The organism is Paludibaculum fermentans, from assembly GCF_015277775.1.
Lineage (GTDB): Bacteria > Acidobacteriota > Terriglobia > Bryobacterales > Bryobacteraceae > Paludibaculum > Paludibaculum fermentans.
In genome coordinates this window covers 98,843-120,022 of sequence record NZ_CP063849.1, presented here as the reverse complement: position 1 = coordinate 120,022, position 21,180 = coordinate 98,843, and the positions used below count along the sequence as shown (strand labels likewise).

The following is a 21,180-nucleotide window of genomic DNA, read 5'->3' as shown; positions in this document are numbered from 1 at the left end:
TTCGGCCAGCGGGCGTCCACCGCTGGCCGAACTTGTTCTTATTTCTACGGATAGGTCACTGGAATCGACGTGAAAGCGGTGCCGTTGAAGCGCAAGCCGAGGACGGATACCGCCCCATTCGTCACGGAGAACCGGGCATAGCCGCGGCGGGCCGTGATGCCTGCCAAGCCCGGCAGATCTCGCAAAACGAAGGCGGTCTTACCGTGGGCGGCGAGGTCAAAACTGCTGGTGCCGATCACGGATCCATCGTCGCCATATACGGTTACGGAAACCGTCGTGGCCGAACCACTGGGATTGACGGTCGCCACGCCGGTTACGAAACTGGTCTCGTCCCAGGTCAAGTTGGCCACCTGTTTTGTCTCATCGCTGAGCGGCGAAACCGCTTCCTGATCGGGCAGCCCGGATACCGACTGGCGGAATACGCCGTAGCCGCTCACGCCCGGGGGCAGAATCGCCTCGGCCCATCCCTGCAAGAGTCCACCTGTGTTCGGCGCTTCCAGAATCCCGGTCCCGTTCGCATTCAGCGTGACGGTCTGACTGGAAACAGGCCCGAGACCGGCCAGTGGCACGCTCAAAGCGGAGCCATCGCCGGCAAAGAAGTTGACCGTGACAGTCGTTGGGGCGTTGGTAGCATTCGAAAAGTACATGGCCGTGTACCAGCCGCCTCCGAACGCCAACTGGGGCAGAACCGCCGCTGTGGAGCCGGGCACGGTGTCGGCCAGAGCCAGCCCGGAGGCCAACTCGGAATCAAACAGCATGGAGATCGGCTCAGACTCGCTGTCGTGGGCCGCGCCGGCAGGGACCGCTCCCCAGGCGGCGCAGGAGAGTCCGATCGCCAATGTTGTCACCAAGTAGAGTTTCAATCGCATCGTGTATGCCCCCAGGCTAAGATGTCTGCCCTCACTGTAGAACCTAACTCCATAGAATACAAGCTAATACGGTTTCAAGCCCAAACGAATCCGGTCTCGGGCCAGTGTCACTTCCGGATGCTTGCCGCCATCCAGTTCAACCGCTCGATCTGCTTCCCGGTTTGCCTCGTTCCGCCTGCCTTGTCCGGCGAGCAGCCGGGCCAAGGTCCAGTGCGGTTTGAACCATTGGGGCGAGGCATCGATGGCGGCGCGGAGATCCGCTTCCACGGCAGCCGCATCGTTCGATGCCGAGTGAAGCGCCGCCAGATTGTAGAGGCCGTTCGGACGATCTTCCGGGCCGGCGGCCGCCTGCACTCCGGCGGTCAGAGCTTCCGGGCGACGGCGAGCCGCGGTGAAGCGGCGCGAGAAATAGAGATCGGGCCGGCCACCCAGGTTCGCCAAGGCACCGGCGGCAAGGTATTCGCCCATCGCGTCGCTGATCCGGCCTGCGTCGAGCGCAGTTTTGGCCTGCTGAAACGTAAAGTCAGCCAACATGACACGCATCCCTGCGAAGATCAGACACACCGCGAGCACGGCCGGCACAATTTTCCACGAGTTATTTTTGGGCTTGGATTCGTGAAGGCTGACCGGCGGCAGCAGCGTGGCGATGAGAATGAGAAACCCGAGCGACGTCGCGATGGTGAAACTCGTGAACTGCAGGCTGACGAACACGGCGGCCAGGCCGGCGGCGAGTTCCGGGTTTCCTTTTGCGTGTTGGAAGCCGAGAGCCAACAGGGCGAGGAGGATCAGCAGGCCGAAGACGCCCTGGCTGGAGAGCGTGTCCAGCAGAATGTTATGCGGGGACTCGTGATAGAAGTCGGGGTAAGCGCGCGAGAGCTCCACCGACTGGTAGCGAGGGAATGCGGTTCCGAAGGTGTCCAGACCGCTCCCGAGGAGGGCGTGGGCTTCAGCCAGGTGGAGCGTGTCGCGCCAGAGCAGAATGCGAGCGCCACCCTTGGCATCGTCGGCGGACCACTTTACCCGAGCCCGCAGTTTCCCGCCGGCCGGGCTGATTAATAACAGAACCAAGACAGCCGCCGCACAGGCAGAGGCGATGCTGATTGTCCGGAGCGAGGGCCGGCGGAGGAGGACCAGGCAGACGGCCCCGACGGCCAGTCCTAGGAGTGCGGCGCGGGTGCCGCTGAGCACGATGGCTACAGGCATCAGAACGACCGAGCAGCAGGCGAGTTTCCGGTTGAACGGAAATGTGGCCAAGGCAGCGGCCAGGGTGAAGAGCAGGTAGGTGGCAAAGTATCCGGCATGGCCCAGTGTCGCGGGCGGGCGCACGATCTGAAAGATGCCTTCGCCGGCGAGATAGGAGGTAGGGGGCAGCAGGGGATCCCAGCCCAGGTATTGCGCCATGCCGTAGAGAGCCATGACGCAACCCGAGAGGGCGATGGCCTGCAACGCGCGGCGCAGGATGACGCGGTTGGTGGAGAACTGGGCCGCCGCGAGAAGTGTGAAGAGGATAAGCGCACCCTGCGATAGCAAGCCAAAGCGGCGCCATGTGCTGCCGCCCACTGAGAACCAGGGGTTCTGCGAGCCCAGAGTGGAGAGCAACAAGGAACATAGCTGCGCGCCGAGAATCAGGATGATCCAGCGTCCGGACTTTCCAGTCCAAAGGGAGATCAGGGCCCGGCGATTCTGCTCAAACCAGAAAAGCGCGAGGCCCGCGCCAAATAGTAGTACCGCGAGCTTCGGCGTGATGTCATAGTAAAAAACAACACTGGGCAGAATCAGGAGAGGCAGTAGAGCGAGGGTGACTGGAAGCAGGATCCCCATTCAGGATCTACACTAGCAGGGGCCATGGCGGACTCGTTCGATGCGTACGAATATTTTCGATATTTGAAGCAAAGGTGGTGGTATTCCGCGCTGGCCTGCGGAGCCTCCGTCACCCTCGCATTGCTGGGCTGCGCGCTGCTCACGAAGCAGTATTCAGCGACGGCCAGCATTCTCATCGACCCTCCACCGTCGAGCGACGTGAGAACCGCTGTTGCGGTGAGCCCGGTGTATCTCGAGTCCCTGCGCACCTACGAGTACTTTGCGGGCAGCGACAGCCTGTTCCAGCGGGCGGCCGAGCAATTTCACCTGACCTCGGCGGACCCAGCAGAACCGATCGAGCGGCTCAAAAAAAGAGTCCTCAAAGTGTCGAAACTGCGGGATACGAAGATCCTGGAAATCACAGCCACGCTGCCCGATCCGAAACAGGCCGCGGCCCTGGCGAGTTACCTGGCCGCGCAGACAGCGGCGCTCAGCCAGTCTGTTGGCCGTGAAGGCGACCAGGAGCTGATTGCCAACACCGGGAAGCAACTGGAGGCCGAAGAAAAGCGATTGAACGAGCTGAACCAGGCGCTACAAAGCCTGGCAGGCGGCAAACTGGAAAGTGCGGAACGCTACAAACTGGAGAGCCTGATCGATTCGCAGGCGGGCGTGGAAAGAGAGTTGATGCGAAGCCACGCCGACCTGGCGGAGCACAGCGATGCGGGTCTGCAGCGGCGGGTATCCGAGCTTCAGACACAGAGCACCGCGCTGAAGGCCCAGGCCGCCGAGGTTGAAACAAGAGTCGCCCGCACCACCGCCAAACGTGAGGCATTGGAGGCGGATATCGCCACCACAGTGCGAGAGCGCGACGCATTGCGGGGCCGTATGCGCGACCTCCGCGCCAGTGTAGGGACACGCGGCGAGCGGCTCAGCGTGATCGACTCCGGCGTCGTCCCGCAACGTCCAAGCTTCCCTAAGACGCCACTGATCGTCGTGTCGGCGTTCCTACTCTCCTTCGTGGCTTCCTTCCTCTACCTGAGTGTTGGCTTCAGCATGGCTCAGCTGCGCGGACGGGCCGCGCGCTTCCAACATGTCGAGCACGAACGCAAGTACTGAGCTGTGGGACCGCAGGCCGCTGCTTGCCCTGCTGCTGGGAACCTGCGCGGCCGGCATCGCCTTTCTGCCCTCCCCCATGTATCAGGCGGCAGGTGCGGCCGCGCTGTTGGCCGTACCCTGCCTCTGGTTCGTCCTGCTGGAGCCCGACCGCTGGTTGTCGTTGTTCTTTGCGGCGTGCCTGCTGGCGCCGCCCTTGCCGATTGCGATCGGGAATTCCGGCCCGCACGTCGCGCTGGGGATTGCGTGTATTGGGTTGCTGGTGGGTGTTCTCAGGGCCGGCGAGTGGCGGTTGAAGCCGCATCCGGTTTCGATCCGGCTGGCCGTGCTGTTCGCTGTGCTCGCGGGGAGCGTGTCCTTTGCCCTGCTGTATTCCGGCGCGGTGGTGGCCGCGGGCAGCCTGGCGCGGGTGTGCCTGTTCGGCATTGGCTGCTATGTGTATTTCTACGCGGCAATGGGGCCCGTGCAGCGGCAACAGAGAGTGGCGGCGCAATTGTTCTGGTTTGCGGCCGGCTCGGCGCTGTTCGCGTGCCTGGACTTCTATTTCCAGTGGCCCGCTCCGGCCGGCTATGGACCACAGTTCATCTGGCTGGACTCGGGGGTCTTCCGCCGCGCGCAGGGCGTCTTCTATGAAGCCAGCACGCTCGGCAATCTGAGTGTGTTCTTCCTGACAATGAGCGCCGTTGCACTGATCCGCCCGCGAGCCGAGTGTCCGGTGCCGCGCTGGGCCATTGCCGTGGCTGTGCCTATATTTGGTACGGCGCTGCTGCTGTCATACTCGCGCGCTTCGTTGGTCACGCTCTGCCTTTCGCTGGGGACCCTGTTCTTCCTCCAGCGAAAAGGCTTGCCCGTGCGCCGTTGGGGTTTCATTGCGGGGAGTTCGATGCTGGCGGGCGGGGCACTGGCCTTTGTGCTCTTCCCCGAGTTTGTGCGCGGCTACTTTGCCAGAGTCGTACTCTCCGTCCAGTTCCTCTTCTCCGCGACCAACGGAGTGCTGTCGGGCCGCGTGGATAGCTGGCAGAAGCTGGCGACCTTCCTGATGGAGCACCCGTGGCACTTGCTGTTTGGAGTCGGGTACAAGACGCTGCCTTACTCGGATGTGGCCGGCGCTCCGGTGATCGCGGATAACATGTACCTCAGCCTGCTGGTGGAGACCGGCTGCGTGGGCCTGTGCGCGTTTATCGCCCTGAACGCCGCTATTTTGCAGGCGGGTTGGCGGGCCCGTTCAACCTTCTTTGGCGCCTGGATCCTCAGCTTCTGGACCGGCCAGGTCATCCAGATGCTGTCAGGCGACCTGCTGACGTACTGGCGCGTGATTCCCATTTACTTCTGGGTGCTGGCACAGACGGTCAGGGCGGAGCAGCAATGAACCTGCTGCTGCTCGACCAGTTCAGCGAGATGGGTGGTGCGCAACGCTGCCTGCTCGATCTGATTCCGGCCTTCCGGGAGAGAGGCTGGAGGATCTCCGCGGCAATGCCGGGCGGAGGCCCGATGTTCGAGCGCATGGCGTCGATGGACGTGTCCGTCACAAGGCTGCCGTGCAGGCCATACTCTTCCGGTTCCAAGACGCTGGGGGACTTCTGGCGCTTCGCTTCCGACATGCAGGACGCGACGCGCATCGTCCGGCAACTCGTCCAGGAACGCGCCATCGACCTGATCTATGTGAACGGTCCCCGGATGCTGCCGGCCGCACGGCTCAGCGGTGTTCCGTTCTGCTTCCATGCCCACAACAAGTTGACCAAGTGGCACGATCTGCTGGTGGTGCGCTGGGCACTGCGGCAGGCGACAGTGATCGCATGTTCCGAGTTTGTCGCGGGGCCGCTGCGTCCGTTCTGTCGGCCGGTGATTGTGCCGAATGCTTGCGAGGATCTCGGCTTTCGACGCCTGGCCAGTGGCAGGCCGGTGCGGATCGGAGTGGTGGGCCGGATTGCACCGGAGAAGGGCCAACTTGAGTTTGTGGACGCGGTGCGGCTGCTCGGCGGAAAGATCCCGGAGTGCCGGTTCGTGATCTGTGGGGACGACGTGCTCTCGCGGCCCGGGTACAAGGACCTCGTCCTGAGGAAGGCGGCGGGGACGCCCATTTCGTTTGCGGGGTGGATGAACGAACCCGCCGAAGCCCTGCGGCAAGTGGATGTGCTGGTGGTGCCCTCGACTGGGGCCGACGCGACACCACGCGTGATCCTGGAGGCGTTCTCAGCCGGGGTGCCGGTGGTGGCCTTCGCGGCGGGCGGTATCCCGGAGCTCGTCGAGGATGGCGAGACGGGGTTTCTCGTTCACCCAAGGACGGCAGAGGCATTGGCCGCGCGGTTGGCCGGGCTCCTCCACAACACGGGAGAGCTGACGCGCGTGGCCGCGAATGCGCGCAGGAAGTGGGCGGCGGGCTACACGCTCGAACGCTATCGGAATCAGGTGGCGGGGTTGCTGGAGACCTGCGTGCCGCGTAGCAGGATCCAGAAGAGCATGGCCGCCACGGCGCCGACAACACCGGCTCCGCCCAGAGTCGCCGAGTAGCCAAAATGCGTAATCGCGGCTCCGGCGGCGGAGGCTGCGACCAACTGAGCCAGCAGAATCGCCATCATATTCAGCGCGGCGGCTCCGCCCATTTCCTCTTTGGACAGCGGGTTCATGAGGACGCTATACATGCCGGGCTCCGACATCCATTGCGCTGCCATATAGGCGACGTAGATAGCGGCGCCCACTCCGGCCGATGCCGCCCAGGAGAGGCCCAGAAGCCCGATGGACGCGGCCATCTGCATGCCCACGATGCCGGGAATCAGTCCAAAGCGGCGGAGCAGCAGCGGTGCGGACAGCATCGCGGCCGCCTGTGCGAATTGAGAGATGGCGAAGATGGACCCCAGCTCCGAAACATTCGCATGGAGCTTGCTGGTGAAGTAAGCGTTGAAGAAGGGGTTGAAGGCGCCCGTGGCGAGGTTCCAGACGACCAGGGCGGCCAGATAGCGCCAGACCACAGGGTTTCTCGGGTAGACGCGCGGGGGCGCGGCAGAAGGCTCCGCCGAAGACAATCGCAGTCGGGACACCGGCCAGGCCGCGACGACCACCAGGGCACACGAAGCGAGTAGCGCGCTCTTCTTGCCCGGGGCTCCGCTGGCGGAGAACCAGCCCGGCAGGCGTCCGCCCAGCATACCGCCGAAGATGCCCATCGCCACACCGGATGAGAAGAAGATGCCGTAGCCCAACGAGCGGCTCCGCGGATTCGTCAATCGTGCGATGGCCGGTGCGAACGCGACGGTGAACGCGGAGAGGACGACCCCGCCGGCGAAGGCGGAAACGAGGAGCGCGGTGGATCCAGTCACAACGGCCCTCAACGCGAAGACGGCGCCCAGCGCGACAAATGCGGCGGTGATGAGCCACGCCGCTCCTTTTCGCTGCAGCAGAAGACCCATGGGCAGCGCGGCCGCGAAACTGCCCGCTGTCTGCGCGCTGGTCACGGAGCCCAGGAAATCCTCCTTGTAGCCCAGATCGATGAGTTGCAGGTTGTACAACAGCATGAAGACGAAGAGGCCGAGTTCATAGAGCCAGGCGGCGCTGAGAAAGCGCCAGAAGCCGGGATCGATGCCCTGGCTGCGAGAGAACCACGCTGAGCCGTGGATGAGCGCGGGCACGGCGGCTCGAGCGTGGTAGGCGCCGCGTGCAGCGAGATGGGCGACGTACTTCCAGCGCCGACGCAGCCGGATCCAGGGCGTGAGCTGCTCCTCGGGCAGGAGGACCGCGTCCACCTCGCCGGGTAGAGTCGTTGGAATCAGGCGTCGAAACAGGACCGCGGCCCGATCGCGATTCGAGTCGACCAGGCTCAGGTGCAGCCAGAGTTCATGCTTGTTTGGAATGAAGAGCCCTTCGAGCGGCGCGAGCGCGTATTCGCTGATCCACTCCGTCACGGCCGCGGGTAATGCGTCCACCGCCGCCGCTGCTTCCGGCGAGAGCGGACATCCAAACCATTGCCGGGCGATCGCGAAACAGATCGCCTGCGGGCGGCGCAACGACTCGCCATGCAGCGTCCACCAGGTGGCCCAGAAGTCAGTGTCGGCGGCATGGCGGTGGAGGAACCAGGCTAGCTCGTAGACGTGACTGGGCCTGGCGTTGCCGTGCAGAATGTGGCGTAGCAGGTGCAGGCAGCTGTAGGCGACCCGGTCCGCGGGATGCAGCGCGGGATAGCTGAGTCCGCCGGATTCACTGAACTCGTGCCGCGGCCAGAAGTCCTCCAGCCCCTCAGGCCGGAAGCGTTCATTCGACTCGTTCCAGAAACGGAAATGGAGATCGACGCTGATGGGGATCTCGGGGTCGAAATAGTCGCCCTTCCATTCCCAGCCTCTCTTTCTCACGAGCACGGGCAGGTGATCGATGGGGTGGCGCTCGTAGCCGGTGAGCGATTCGTAGCCGAGTTGCAGCAGCTTCTCACGGGCCTGATAGACGTGCTCGGGCGGGCAGAAGAGATCGAGGTCGTACTGCACGCGGTCGCGGGGCTCCGTCGCGAACCAGGGACTCTGGGAGAAGCCCTTCAGGAGGGCGAAGGGGATCCCGGCGAACTCGAGCGAGGTGGCAATCTCCGCATAGGCTTGCGCGAGCTTCTTGAATCTGAACTGGTTCGCCGCGTGGTTCTTCTCCAGCCTCTCGGCGACTTCGGCGGGCAGGTGTTCACGGCAGCGCAACAGCAGGCTCAAGCTGAGTTGAGTACGGTCAAGAAAGGCCAGCACGCGCGGCCATTCGTTTGTGTGGATGGAGGCAATCGTTTCCCGATGGGTTCCATCGAATCGCAGGCCATCCAGCGCAGCCCGAATCGGAGCGGGAATCGTGCTCATCAGAAGTCGGTCCGGAGTGCGAACTGAAAGCGGCGAGGCTCGCCTGCGGCGACAATCCGTCCGAAGAAGGGGCCGAAGTCGGGGTTGGGTATGGGGATGCCGATATTCGGGTGATTCATGATATTGAACCCCTCCATGCGGAATGAGAGGGCAAGCCGTTCCCGCACCTGGAACCGGCGTTGCAAGGCGGCATCCACGACGCCGTTGCCAGGCGCGGGCAGGATGTTGCGGCCCGCATTGCCGAACGTGTAGGGCTTGGGCGTCTGGAAGGCGTCGGGATTGAAGTAGCGGGCAATGCTGCGCTCGGAGGCAGGCAACTGCACGCTCTGGCCCGGCACGAGGTCTGGCCGATTCGGAGTTCCTGAGTTCGCGATATCCACGGTAAAGTAAACAGGATTCAGAGGGGTGCCGTCCTGGAACGTGAGCAGACCACTGGCCTGCCAACCCCGAAATACGGGCTTGAGGAATGGCAGCCTCGGTACATTGTAGACAAACCCGCCGCTGAGCCGGCGTCCTGAGTTGAAGAACGAGAGGCCGCGTTCCAGGCGCAAGTTGCGTTCATCCTGCGCGCTCCAACTGTCGTAGAGGCCGAGTGTGACGGCATCGGAGTCGTCGATCGACTTCGACCAGACGAAGGCCAGAAGGAACGAGAGCCCCTTGGAGAGGCGCCGCTCGCCTTTCACCTGCAGCGAGTTGTACGAGGAGTTCGAGATGTGCTGGCGTTGGAAGATGGGGCCCAGTTGCGGGAAGGTCCGCAGCGATTGCAGGTCGCCCGGGCGCGGATCCAGATTCTCGCCGGTCTCTACGTGCAGGGACGTGTTGAAACGGCGGAGGCGGCCCAGGTGTGTGCCCTTGCTGCCGACGTAGCTGACATCCACAACGCCCACGGCTCCAAGTTCGCGCTGCAGGCTGAAGTTCCACTGCTGCATGTAGGGCGTCGCGGCATGGCGGTCGAGTCCGAAATAGCTGGGCAGGCCCAACGAGCTGTTCCGCGGGAAGCCGTCGGCGATCGTCAGGACGGGCAGCAAGCCGTTTGTCTGGTTGGTCTCATTGCGTAGCGCGTTGCGGACGAGATCGTAGGTTTCGATGGCGATCTCTGGCGAGTAGAAGAGGCCGTAGCCCGCACGGAGCACGGTTTGCGAGTCGCGACCGGCAATGCCGGGTAAGCGCCAGGCGAGGCCGACTCGCGGCGCGAAGTTCCTGCGATTGGGCTCCACCGCCTGTGATCCACCCACCAGGCGCGGCGCGGCCGGCAGCGTCGAGTAATCGAGATTGAACAGGTGGCCGCGCTGTTCGGTGTAGGGTGAGAAGCGCTCGTAGCGCAAGCCCAGGTTGACGGTCAGGCGACTAGTCAGCCGCCAGTCGTCCTGCAGGAACAGTCCGTAGTTGTGCTGCCGCAGATATGCGACGGCATCGCCAGCATTCCGCTGGGTGTTCTGCGGATAGCCCAGGAGAAAGTCAGCGAACGCGTCGCCGGTGGTATCCGGATGCGCCGGATCGTTCGTGAACGCGCCGTTGAACTGGTATTGGCCGCGGGGATAGCGGCTCTGCAGGTAGTTCAGTTGGAAGATCAGCCACTGGAAGCCGGCCTTCCAGTTGTGTTTGCCACTGACGCGGGCGTAGTTCGCAGAGGCGTTCCAGAGATTGTCGCGCTGCACTTGAGGCAGGGTCGTCGTATCGATCACCGTCTCGAAGTTCGTCACCAGGAAGTACGGCAGGCCATAGAAGAAGGGGTCGGAGGAGAACCCGGTGAGGCCTAATTCCGCCATGACATCCTTCTGGAACGCGCTCTCCGGGATGTTGAAGACACGCAGGCGCGTATAGGACAGCCGGCCCTCGCTCGACCAGTTGCTGCCGGTGCGCAGGTAACCCAGCGAAACCTGTTGCGCGCGGAGGTTCTCCAGACTGGGCCGTTCCGGAAACGCGCGCCCCAGGCGGCCCCGTTCGTCGTTGATCGTGTACCGGCCGAACAGCGAACTGCCATCGCGGAACTGGTGATCCAGGCGGCCGCTGGCGCTGTCGTTGTCGTGCCGGTCCGGTGTGGAGTCGAGATAGTTGGTGTTGCCTTCGGGACGGTTCGGCAGCGGCAGGTAGGTGTCGACATATTTGCGGGCGATGCCGTCGATGCGCGACGCGGGGATCCGGTTGCCCGGCAGCGGCGCGCGCTGACCAGTCACCGTGTCCGCATTGAGCGGATCGAAGATCGGATTGCGGCCCGTGAAGTCGCCGGCCCGCAGGGTCGTATTGGGGAACAGGTGGAGCGAAGAGGCCGCCGCCTGCCCGCGTAGCCCATCGTAAGCGGCGAAGAAGAAAGTGGAGGGCAGCGGCACACGCCCGCCGATCGATCCACCGAACTGATTCTGCCGGAAGACCGGGCGCGGCAGCGACGGATCATCGAAGAAGCTGTGGGCGTCGGCGGCTTCGTTGCGCAGATATTCGTAAGCGCTGCCGTGCAACTTCTGGCCGCCGGACTTGGTGACTACGTCGATGACCCCGCCGCCGGCATTCGGGAACTCCGCTGCCGCGAGTGACGACTGCACACGAAACTCCTGCACGCTTTCCAGGGGAGGCACCACCGCAATGGAGAACGTGTTTCGATCGGTGTTGTTCGCCCCGTCCAGCAGATACATATTCATCGTCGAGCGGCCGCCGTTGATGGGATGGTTCAAGCCGACCATGCCACGATTGCCCTGCAGGTCGGTGATCGTGTCGTGATAGAAGCCGCTCAGTTGGCGTGGAATCGCTCCGGGCCCTACGGTCACCAGCGAAATGATGTTGCGCCCCACCAGGGGCAGCGACGCTACGGCTGAGGTCTCGAAGAAGTAGCCGGCCGTGGAATCGGCCGTCTGCAATTGCGTCACATCGGCGGCAACATCGACGGAGGAGTTTGATTCGCCGGGCTTGAGTTCGAAATCGAGGCGTGCCTTCTGGTTCACTTCCAGCACTACCTCGCTCGCCACGGTGACCTGGAACCCCGCCTTCTCCGCGCGTATTGAATAGGAACCGGCGGCCAGGCCGTCCAAGGTGTAGGAGCCGGAGCCGTTGGAGACGGCCATCCGGACGAAGTCCGTGGCCGCATTGCGCGCAACGATGTGGGCACCGGGCACCAACGCACCAGAGGAGTCCCGCACGTCACCCAGCAAGGTCCCCGAGGATACCTGGCCCCACGCCGCGCAACTCCACAGCAGCGCTGCCGCCAGGGCTCTCATGACACCCCACCCTGCTCCGCCAGGCGCTTCAGGCACTCAATGGCGGAATCGAAGCCGGAATAAGTGAGATCAAATGCCTTGAGGGTGGAAAGGCTCCCCAAACACTCCTCCTGTTCAGCAATCATCCATTCGTCGCCGTAGCGAGGGAGCTTCAAACGCTCCTGAACGTCATCCAGGACGGGAGTCAAACGGGCCTCTGCGCCATCCCTCCGCTGCAGGAAGATCAGGTACCGCACGTCCGCCCGCACCTCTGTGCGGATCCCCGGGAAGTCCCCAGGACGGGCGAAGACGGTCGGCTTGCCGTTCATTCGTTGTACCCATTCATGCCGGCTCAGGAGTGGGAACAAATTTGCGGCATCACGTTTGAAACGCAACTCATAGGGATTGCCGATCACCGTGACCGCGCCGAAGCCGCGCACCAGGTAGCTGGCGTCATCGCAAGTGAAGGTCCAGCCGCGCAAAGCGCAGGCCACGGCTAGAGATGTCTTACCCGCGCCGGACGCTCCGCACAGCAGCAGGCCGCAGCCTTTCCAGGAGACGCAGGCCGCGTGGACCGCTGAAAGGTGCAGGGCATGAAGCATCGTGTAAACCAGCGCATCGGTGAAGGCATCGCGCAGGTAAAGCCTGTCCCGGGCCGTAGACTCCGTGATCCACGCACAAGCGAAACCAGCGGCCATGTCGCAGGTTGCGTGATTGGCCCGGTTCCCGGTGACGGACAGAATGTGCCGGCGGCAGCGGAATACCGGCGGCGGAAGCTCCTCGTCCGCTTCATCCCGGCTCACAAAGACGTTGAGATGCAGCGGGCTGGTGTCGAACGCCTTCTCGAAGCGTCCCCAGTTTTCCTGCAACGCGTCCATCACTTCGACGGAGTTCGTCTCCGCCAGAACGGGAAAGCCCAGCGGATACAGCGTCGATCGTATCGGGAGATCAAGCTTGCAGAGCAGGGGATCTTCCCCTGCATCGATCCGGCGCCGGTCTTCAGTTTGCATCCCAATGCCGCGCTAACTGCCCGCGGCCCCTCCTTCTTGGTATTGGACAGGAAATCCAGCCGGACGAAACAACGAAATTGCGCTAAAGTGCATCTCCGCCTGGAGGTACGGCTTCCGTGTGAACGCCCAGCCGTTGCTTCGACATTCGGCGCTTGAGCAGAAACCCGAGTGTCGCGATGACGCTCAATTGCGTCACCACGGAAGCCAACGCGATCCCCTGGACACCCAAGATGCGGCGCAATTGGTAGTCGGCCAGGGCAGCGACGGCCACCCCCACACCGGCCGCGGGAATCACCAGCTCGTTTGCTGCCATCGAGGAGGCCAGCCGGAATCCGAGCGCACTGATCACCGCCAACGGAACCTGCAGTAGTGAATAGCGTTGGACCAAAGCCACCTCGTAGGCCGCCTGTGTCGAGAAAGCGCCTTTCTGGAACACCACCCGCACTAGCTGTCCGGAGAACAGCATCAGCACGGCGACAATTGGGACGGTGACCAGCAGAATCAGTTTGCCAAAATGCAGCAGGCTGCCTCGCATCACCCGCCAATCGCCGACTACCGCCAACCGCGAGAGCTGCGGCAGGGCGCCGGTCGCGATGGACGCCGGTCCCAGCGAGAGAATCACCGTCGCCAGCTTTGTTCCAAAACCGAAGACAGAGAGACTGCCAGTCGCCAGTCCCGCGGCCATGGCATTGTCAATCAGCGGAATGCAGCCGAATAAGACGGAACTCAGGAGAATCGTGCCGAACTGTTGCAGCACCGGCCCCAGGCGATTCAGGGCTCCCTTCAGTTTGGGGATGAGCGGATAGCCCAGCCGATAGACGCCCTGGGCGAGCAGAATGCCCTCCACCGCGGAGCCGGCGACAGCGCCGATCGCCAGCGCTTGAATGCCCCACCGGGCAGCTCCGAAGTAGAGCACGGCGAGGGACGCCAAAGGCGTTGCCACCGGCGCCAACGCTGCCAGCACGAAGCGGTTGCCGGCGTTCAGAATGCAGCGCCACAGCACGTTGCAGGCAGTCAACGGCAGCAACGGCAGCATCACCAGCAGCAGCCGCAGGGTCAGCGCGGATTTCTCTTTGCCGAATCCGGAGGCGAGCACGGGTAATGCGAACGGGAAGAACAAACCCAGAACGAGTGCCGCCACCAGCGTGGTGGCCAGGCCAGCACCGAAAGCCGCACGATAAAGAGCAACCGCGCCGGCAGTGCGGCCTTCAGTCGAGGCGCGGATCAACGCCGGAATCAACGCAGGTGCTACCGCCGCGGCCAGCACGTCACTCAGCAGGGAAGGCAGCAGGAAGGCCTCCAGAAACGCATCCTGCGCGTCACTGGTGCCGAACACATGCGCGGCGTAGATCAGCTTCAGCAGCCCTATGCCCCGAACGGCTATTCCGCCGGACACAACAATGGAGGTGGCGGATACCATTGAGGCAGTGGGACCCGCTCGTGGAAATAGGCGCATGAGACGCCTCACAAAAATAACACGCCGTTGTGAACTTGCCCAATGCTAAACTGCTTTGGCACATGCGGGTTGCCATCGCGCACTACTGGCTGCTCAACATGCGGGGCGGCGAAAAGGTTCTGGAGGCGCTCTGCCGCATTCTGCCGCAGGCCGATCTGTTCACGCTCTTCTACGACTCCCAAAAAGTTTCCGAAATTATCCGTTCCCGCAAGGTCACCAGCTCTTTCTTAAATCCTGGAAGGCGATTCTATCGATCGTTGCTGCCGCTGATGCCAATCGCCCTGGAGAGCCTCGACTTGCGCGACTACGACCTGGTGATAAGCAGCGAATCCGGCCCCGCCAAAGGTGTGCTCACTCGCGCCGAGACGCGCCACATCTGCTATTGCCACACTCCGATGCGCTACCTGTGGCAGATGTACCCCGACTATCTGCACGATTGGACTCCGGCCTGGAAGCGCGGACTGATGGCGCCTATCGCCAATTACCTGCGGCTCTGGGATTATTCGACGGCAGCGCGCGTCGACGAGTTTGTCGCCAACAGCGAGAATGTCCGGCGAAGAATCTGGCGCAGCTACCGCCGCGACGCAGAGGTGGTTCACCCGCCGGTCGACGTGCAGAACTTCAACTGGGCTCCGCCTGAGGATTTCTATCTCGCGGTTGGCGAACTCGTAGCCTACAAGCGGCTGGACTATGCCGTCCGCTGGTTCTCTGCATCAGGACGCCGTCTGCGGATTGTCGGCTCAGGCCCGGAATACGCCCGCCTGAAGACGATGGCGAATTCGAAAATCGAGTTTTGCGGACACGTCAGCGACGCGGAACTGCGCCGTCTATACGCACAGTGCCGTGCGCTGCTGCTGCCAGGCGAAGAAGACTTCGGCATCACCGCGGTGGAAGCAACCGCCAGCGGCAAACCGGTCATTGCGCTGGGACGCGGCGGCGTCCTCGACAGCGTGCCCGCCGAGGGCCTTTTCCCGTATGCACAGCCCACTGAATCGCACCTGGCTGCAGCCGTGGAAGCTTTTGAAGCGGTCGAGGCCAGGGTGCCTCGCGAGCAACTTCAACAATCGGCCGCCCGCTTCTCGGAAGCCAAGTTCGCCGAGCGTATGCGTTCCATCCTGCGCGTATGACATCCGCATGGCCTAAAACGCTGCCATGACGCTCTACCCGGAGTTGGGAGTCGCAATGGATACATCGAGCCGCCGAGGCTCGGCCCTGATCTCCGCGCGCCTGACCGATGCCACTGAGAGGTTGTTCGCCTTCGCGCTTCTAGCCGCCTCCAGCCCGGTCTTCGTCTGTGTCGCGATCGTGATCCTGGTGCTTTCGCGCCGCACGCCCTTCGTGGCGCACTTGCGTAGAGGGCAGTTTGGACAGCCTTTCTGGATGTGGAAGTTTCGGACCATGTGGCCGCGCGAACAGCGCACGGGGCCTCTAATACTGGTGGAGCGGGTCCAGTCGGCTCCATTGCATTGGCGGAAGGACAACCCGGATCCTCGCATCACCAGCACGTTCGCCCGCTTCTGCCGGAAGTACTCGATCGACGAACTGCCGCAACTCTGGCATGTGTTGTCTGGGCGCATGGCGCTGATCGGGCCTCGCCCCCTGACGGCGGTGGAGTTGGAGGCTCACTACGGCCCCGACGCAGAGAAGGTCCTTACCGTTAAGCCCGGCGTAACAGGCCTGTGGCAGGTCTGCGGCCGGAACAGTCTCACCTACCAGCAACGCCGGCGCTTGGATCTCTTCTTCGTGCGCCATGATGCGCCGGGGTTGCGCTGGACGATCCTGCGGCGCTCCATCGCTGTCGTGCTCAGCGGGCGTAACGCGGCTTGAAGCCAAGCGAGCTCGCCGTGCGGTCGCCTCGATATACGGAGCAAATTCCTCCGGCTTGCCAGGCGGCGCGGGCGGAGACGATCCTCCGCCTGTTCATAAAGCTGCTCAAAAGGCTGGACGCGGCTTCAAGCCCGGAAGGTAAAGTAAACCAGCTGAGTGGAGGAAATCGCCGCTCCGCCGGCCGATCGCGCCGGCCGGAACTTCCACGACTGCGCGGCCGCGGTAGCCTTTCCAGCCAGGTATCGGTACACCCCGTCGCCGTCGCCGCGCGCAGCCGCACTCGTCACGCGGCCCTGCGCGTCAATGCTCACCTCAACCGTAACCGTGATGGGCTGATGAATGCGCGCCCGAACGCCTTCCGGCACGGTGGGCTGAATCTCGTAGATCGCTGCCGCTGGGATCGCCGCGGGGACCATGGGCGCCGCAGGAGCCCCAGCGGGCGGGCCCGCCGTCTGCACGCGTGCCGCCGGGGCCGGTGGAACATCGCTTCTCACCACATTCGAAGCAGCTGGCGCCGGATGCTCGTCCGCGACCGGTTTCAGAGCCGCTGCAGCCTGCGGCGCCGCGCCGGGCGTCCGCACCGGCGGTTGGGCAGCCGGCTTGGCCGCCAGTTCCTTCCCCGCGGCGGGACCACCCGGGGCCACAACCCGGACGGACTCCACGGCGTTGGCCAACCCTGTACTGTACAACTGCAGCCGGAAGATAACGTCCTTGCTGGAGGTCGAGAAAGTGAAATGACCCAGGCTCAAGGCCTTTCCGTCCAGTTCGACGGAGCGAGGCTGGCCGAAGGCTTCACCCTTCGCGCTCCCGCGAGCATCTGCGGAATCGCCCGATTCGACAACTTCGAGGACACCCCGTGAAGCTTCCTTCAGGGCTGGGGACTTCCGATCCCACGTGACCTCCATGCCATCCGCTCCAGGTTTCGCGTCCAACCCGAGCCGCGTCCAGCGAGCCCGCTGCTGGGCGTCCCAGAACTGATACCCGGCGCCGCCGCCTACCAGCAGCACCAGCAGCGCGGCAATTAACTGCCACAGGCGGTGCTTGTGCGGCTCGGCTGCGTGCTCATCCAGCAGCCAGCGGTGCTCCGGCTGCGTCTCCGTGGCGGTGGCCGCCACCGGCGCGCCGTCTATCCTTTGCGAGCCTGAGGCATCCCGCTGCTCCCGCAACATCCGGCGCCGCTCCACCAGGCGCCACGCTTCGTCTCCGCCTGGCAGATCTTCCGCGCCCGGGCGCGCAATCTGCGGCGGCTGGCTGATTTTGTGATCAACGGGCGTCGTGTCCGCGGGCGGGCCGCCGGCGCTAAATAGCAGACCAGCTCCAGCCCTGGCCGCCAACACCTTCGACCCTGTCCTTTCCACTTCTTCTGACGCCTGGCCTTCTGCACTGGCTGGGCGCCCCTGGACTGGCTCCACCGGAAAAGATGCCGGCTCTGGCGCTTCGACCGCGGCGTCCACGTCATGCTCAGGGGCTGCCGCGGCCGCCTGTGCGGAGCGGCTGTTGCGCTCCCCCGACCGGTCCTGCTTGGCCATGGGTTGGCCAAACGGCTCGGGCGGCTGCGAAGGCAGCCGGGGCAGAACTCCATTGATCCGGCTAAAGAACCACGCCTCACATTCAAAGATGGAGAGCGGACGGAGTGACAGGAGAAAATGCCGCGGCTCCGGAAAGTACTTCCGCATCAACTGCTGATCAGCCGCATCCAAGGCCAGTTCGCGGCCTGTGCAACTCCGGAAAAAGCCCACCACCGTCGAAGCTGGCTCCGGCGCGGATTCTCCCTGTTGGTCCAATGCCGCGTGTGAGCCGAGCGCCTGCTCCAGTTTGGCGCGATCGGCGTCGGAGAGTATATAGGATGGCCCGTAGCGGTACTCGCAAGGCACCGGTTCGAAGCCGGTTACTTCCACGGCGAGGGGGGCCTCTGAGATTACGCGGCCCAGCAGGATGCCGCCCATTTCCGCTCCGCGCTTGGGCAGGATGTGGAAGCCTTCCAGGATAAAAGATCGCAGTTTCTGGATCAGGACCGCGTCCATCGTGAACACGGCTCCGCTGTCGGGCATCGTCCAACGGCCGATTGAGCTGTTCGACCCGACGCCTTCGCCATTCCGTCCGGAGTCCTTATGCAAGTGTTCAGTCACTGCCACTCCTTGAGTTGGGATTTGTAGGCTGGAAGCGCACAGGCCGCAACTGCCAAGTGCTGTATTCCGCCCCTCGGGTTGCGCCGTTCTGTGAGCGCAACAACAGCCGCTTTCTGACTCCAGTCTACCCCGCCCGCGCCCCCTGAGCCAACGCCGCCAGCCGCTTCAGAGGGAGCCACTGCCGCCGTTTGTTCCCTCAGCCACATCAGGCCGCAACGCCGGCCACGCTTAAGCCGCTGCTCGAATCGCGTTCATGGCAAGGCGCATCGCCCTGCAGAGGCCACCAACCCGGATCCCCCAAGCCTCAACACCGAGGCCAATCAGCCGATGTTCACCAAAGCTTCGCCCACCAGATCGTGGTGGATCTGCTGTGCCGCCCGCGTCCCTTCGGCCACGGCCTGAACCACGGTGGCTCCGCCGTTCACCACGTCGCCCGCCGCATAGACACGCTCTCGATTGGTCGCGCTTGAACCCGGCTGCGTCACAATCGTCCCCTGACGGCTGAACACAACCCCGGGTAGGGCAGCCTGCAACTTCGTGTCCACGCCCTGGCCTATCGCCTCCACCACAAGATCGGCAGCAATCACGTGCTCCGACCCTACCTGGTTTTCGGGCCGCCGCCGGCCGCCCGCATCGGGACTGCCCAGTTTCGTCCGCACTACCTCGACGCCCGTCAGCTTTCCGGCTGGGTCGATGACATACCGCAGCGGCTGCGTCAGGATCAGGAAGTTCACTCCGCCCCGCATCGCCTCGTCGCGCTCGTTCGGCCAGGCCGGCATCTCCGCGAACGACCGCCGATATACGATTGCGACGTCGCCGGCGCCCGCGCGTTTGGCCGACAGCGCCGCATCGATCGCCGTATTTCCTCCACCCAAGACCAGCACCGTCCCGGTTACCTTGCGCCCCTCGTGCTTCACCTGCCGCAGAAACTCGAGCGCGCCTTCCACTCCGCCCTCCGGACGAATCGAACCCGGCAGCGTCAGCGACCGGCTCAACCCCGGAGTCAACAGCACTGCGTTAAATCCTTCATCCAGAATGTCATCCAGCGTGCCGGCCGGCCCCAGGGAGTAGTTCCGGCGTTCAATCGCACCGGTCGACACCAGCACGTCTTCCAGTTCTTTCTGCAGGATTGGATCCGGCATCCGCTCTGAAGGGATTGTGTCCTTCGCCATCCCGCCGGCAAGGCCCGCCCGGTCGAGCAGCATCACCCTGTGACCGAACGAAGCCAATGTGATGGCCCCTGCCACACCCGCGGGGCCGGCGCCAACCACCGCCACACGCTTGCCCGTATCCGGCAGCACCGGACGCGTCTCGCGCGCCCAGCCTTCCTCAATCGCCTTGCGCGAGACCCATCGTTGCAGGTGACGGATCGGAACCGACTCCTGATAGTGCTCGTTGATGCAGGTGCTTTCGCAGAGTGTCTCGCTGGGGCAGACATAGCCGCAGATCGTGGCAAGCACGTTGCTTGCCCGGATGGTCTCGTACGCATCGCGGAACCGGCCGTCCACAATGGCCTGGATGAAGCCCGGTACGTTCACATGGGCGGGGCACTTCGGCACACAGGTGGGATCGCTGCACTGCCGGCACGTCTTTGCCATTTCCAGAATGGTGTCCAGCGCCTCGGCCCGGCCCGCCTTGTAAATGGGTTCGTAGATGGCTGCATCGCGCGGCACGCAGCCGCTGCGGCCACCGTCGCGCATGATCTGTGTACACGCCGAGCACGCCACGCAGACCTTCTCCGGATCCAGCTTCCGGCCCTGCACCACCTCGCGCGCAAACTCGGGATAGGCGAACGACATCCGGCCGCCGCCCACCAGCGAAACCCAGCCCGCATTCACGGCCGCCGCACCCACATTCGGAAGATACTGCCGCAGAACGGAGTAGCCGCCGCCGACCACCGGCAACTTCGGGAACTGCTGCTGGATGTGCCGGACGATGTGCAGGAAGCGGCCCACGCCTTCCAGAGAGTGCTCCGGCGGGACATTCATGCCGATGATAGGCAGATCGAACGGCCGGTTCACATGTGGATTGAAGTACGGATTGCCAATCGTGATGTTGACCAGCGGGGCTCCGGAATCGACCAGGAACTGAACGAGGCGGATCGGGTCCTTCAGATCCGGCTGCATGGAGCCGTCTTCGGCCATACCCCAGCCATAGGGATAGGCCATTGAATCGTACGCATTCATCCGCGAGGTGACACCGATGCCGGGCACTCGGTCGCGGATTTTGCCGACGATATTGCGGAAGAAGCGCGTACGGTTTTCCCATTCCGGACCACCGTAGCGGGAGTTCTCGCGCGTATGCGAGGCGTGCAGTTCGCTGATCAGGTAGCGGTGGCAGGCCTTTACGTCCACGGCGTCGAATCCGGCCTCCAGAGCCAGCCGGGCGGCCTCGACATAGACGTCTTCCAAGCGCTCCAACTCGTCGTCGGTAATCAGCGGATAGTCCGCCGGCAGCTTGTGGATCGGATCGAGAAACTTTGAATGGTGCGCAATGATCGGCTTCGGCGCCCGGCCTGGCCTCGAATAACGGCCGGAATGCGTCAACTGTAATACCAGCGCCGGCCGGTGGTTCTCGCCCATGGTTTCCCGGGCGGCCTGCCGGGCCTGGTCCACCATCGTCCGGAACACGCCCACGTTGCCCTGGTGGATCCAGATCTGCCGGGGATTCGCCCGGCCCTCTTCCACCACAGCGCAGGCCTCCACCCACAACAACCCCGAACCACCTGCTGCGAAGCGGCGGTAGCGGCGCAGCGTCAGTTCGTCCGGCGACCCGTCCGGCAGCCCGTCGCAGCCCTCCATCGGCAGCACCACCAGCCGGTTGGGCAGCACAAACCGTCCGCAATCTACTGGTTGAGCCAGTACGCTGACGTCCTCGCTAACCGGCACATCGACGCCGAGCCTTTCGATATCCTGGCGCAGTTCATCAAGGGAATGGTAGTGGAATGGCTGGTGCACAAGCATGGGGGAGC

13 protein-coding genes are annotated in these 21,180 nt (G+C 63.8%); 5 read left to right on the top strand and 8 right to left on the bottom strand.

Annotated features, from left to right (window positions below; genetic code table 11):
* Positions 1-44 precede the first annotated feature (44 nt).
* Together IRI77_RS00410 and IRI77_RS00405 are read right to left on the bottom strand one after the other, a co-directional pair.
* On the bottom strand, positions 45-869 hold the full coding sequence (locus IRI77_RS00410) for a hypothetical protein (protein WP_194450123.1): 825 nt from the start codon (positions 867-869) through the stop codon (positions 45-47).
* A gap of 63 nt (positions 870-932) precedes the next feature.
* Positions 933-2,690, bottom strand: coding sequence for an O-antigen ligase family protein (locus IRI77_RS00405; protein WP_194450122.1), 1,758 nt, complete (start codon positions 2,688-2,690; stop codon positions 933-935).
* Positions 2,691-2,714: 24 nt separating this feature from the next.
* Between IRI77_RS00405 and IRI77_RS00400 the strand changes: the two genes are divergently transcribed.
* The 3 genes from IRI77_RS00400 to IRI77_RS00390 are packed head-to-tail and all read left to right on the top strand — an operon-like array spanning position 2,715 to position 6,293.
* Positions 2,715-3,785, top strand: a complete 1,071-nt coding sequence (locus IRI77_RS00400; protein WP_194450121.1) for a GumC domain-containing protein — start codon at positions 2,715-2,717, stop codon at positions 3,783-3,785.
* Positions 3,760-5,151 (top strand): O-antigen ligase family protein, encoded by a 1,392-nt coding sequence (locus IRI77_RS00395; protein ID WP_194450120.1) that lies wholly within the window; start codon positions 3,760-3,762, stop codon positions 5,149-5,151. The genes IRI77_RS00400 and IRI77_RS00395 overlap by 26 nt, the downstream gene beginning before the upstream one ends.
* A complete protein-coding gene (locus IRI77_RS00390; RefSeq protein WP_194450119.1) occupies positions 5,148-6,293 on the top strand; it encodes a glycosyltransferase family 4 protein in 1,146 nt (381 codons plus the stop codon). Before IRI77_RS00395 ends, IRI77_RS00390 begins: the two co-directional genes overlap by 4 nt.
* Here IRI77_RS00390 and IRI77_RS00385 read toward each other — a convergent pair.
* The 4 genes from IRI77_RS00385 to IRI77_RS00370 all read right to left on the bottom strand — a co-directional run bounded on the left by IRI77_RS00385 (position 6,188) and on the right by IRI77_RS00370 (position 14,253).
* The gene (locus IRI77_RS00385; RefSeq protein ID WP_194450118.1) at positions 6,188-8,599 is read right to left on the bottom strand and encodes an MFS transporter; all 2,412 of its coding nucleotides are present in this window, start codon (positions 8,597-8,599) and stop codon (positions 6,188-6,190) included. The two genes, IRI77_RS00390 and IRI77_RS00385, sit on opposite strands and share 106 nt — an antisense overlap.
* Positions 8,599-11,808, bottom strand: a complete 3,210-nt coding sequence (locus IRI77_RS00380) for a TonB-dependent receptor (RefSeq protein WP_194450117.1) — start codon at positions 11,806-11,808, stop codon at positions 8,599-8,601. Before IRI77_RS00380 ends, IRI77_RS00385 begins: the two co-directional genes overlap by 1 nt.
* Positions 11,805-12,797, bottom strand: a complete 993-nt coding sequence (locus IRI77_RS00375; RefSeq protein WP_194450116.1) for an aldolase — start codon at positions 12,795-12,797, stop codon at positions 11,805-11,807. The genes IRI77_RS00380 and IRI77_RS00375 overlap by 4 nt, the downstream gene beginning before the upstream one ends.
* Before the next feature lie 82 nt (positions 12,798-12,879).
* On the bottom strand, positions 12,880-14,253 hold the full coding sequence (locus tag IRI77_RS00370; protein WP_194450115.1) for a lipid II flippase MurJ: 1,374 nt from the start codon (positions 14,251-14,253) through the stop codon (positions 12,880-12,882).
* Positions 14,254-14,282: 29 nt separating this feature from the next.
* Here IRI77_RS00370 and IRI77_RS00365 point away from each other — a divergent pair, with 29 nt between their 5' ends.
* Positions 14,283-15,380 carry a glycosyltransferase gene (locus tag IRI77_RS00365; protein ID WP_228486534.1) on the top strand — a complete coding sequence of 366 codons (1,098 nt, stop codon included), beginning with the start codon at positions 14,283-14,285 and terminating at the stop codon, positions 15,378-15,380.
* A 55-nt stretch (positions 15,381-15,435) separates the two neighbouring features.
* Complete coding sequence (locus IRI77_RS00360) at positions 15,436-16,080, top strand: sugar transferase (protein ID WP_194450114.1); 645 nt, start codon at positions 15,436-15,438, stop codon at positions 16,078-16,080.
* 125 nt (positions 16,081-16,205) lie between these two features.
* On the opposite strand, the gene IRI77_RS00355 is transcribed toward IRI77_RS00360, so the two are convergent.
* Both IRI77_RS00355 and IRI77_RS00350 read right to left on the bottom strand, forming a co-directional pair.
* Complete coding sequence (locus tag IRI77_RS00355; protein WP_194450113.1) at positions 16,206-18,209, bottom strand: energy transducer TonB; 2,004 nt, start codon at positions 18,207-18,209, stop codon at positions 16,206-16,208.
* 320 nt (positions 18,210-18,529) lie between these two features.
* Positions 18,530-21,172 (bottom strand): oxidoreductase, encoded by a 2,643-nt coding sequence (locus tag IRI77_RS00350; protein WP_194450112.1) that lies wholly within the window; start codon positions 21,170-21,172, stop codon positions 18,530-18,532.
* Positions 21,173-21,180 lie beyond the last annotated feature (8 nt).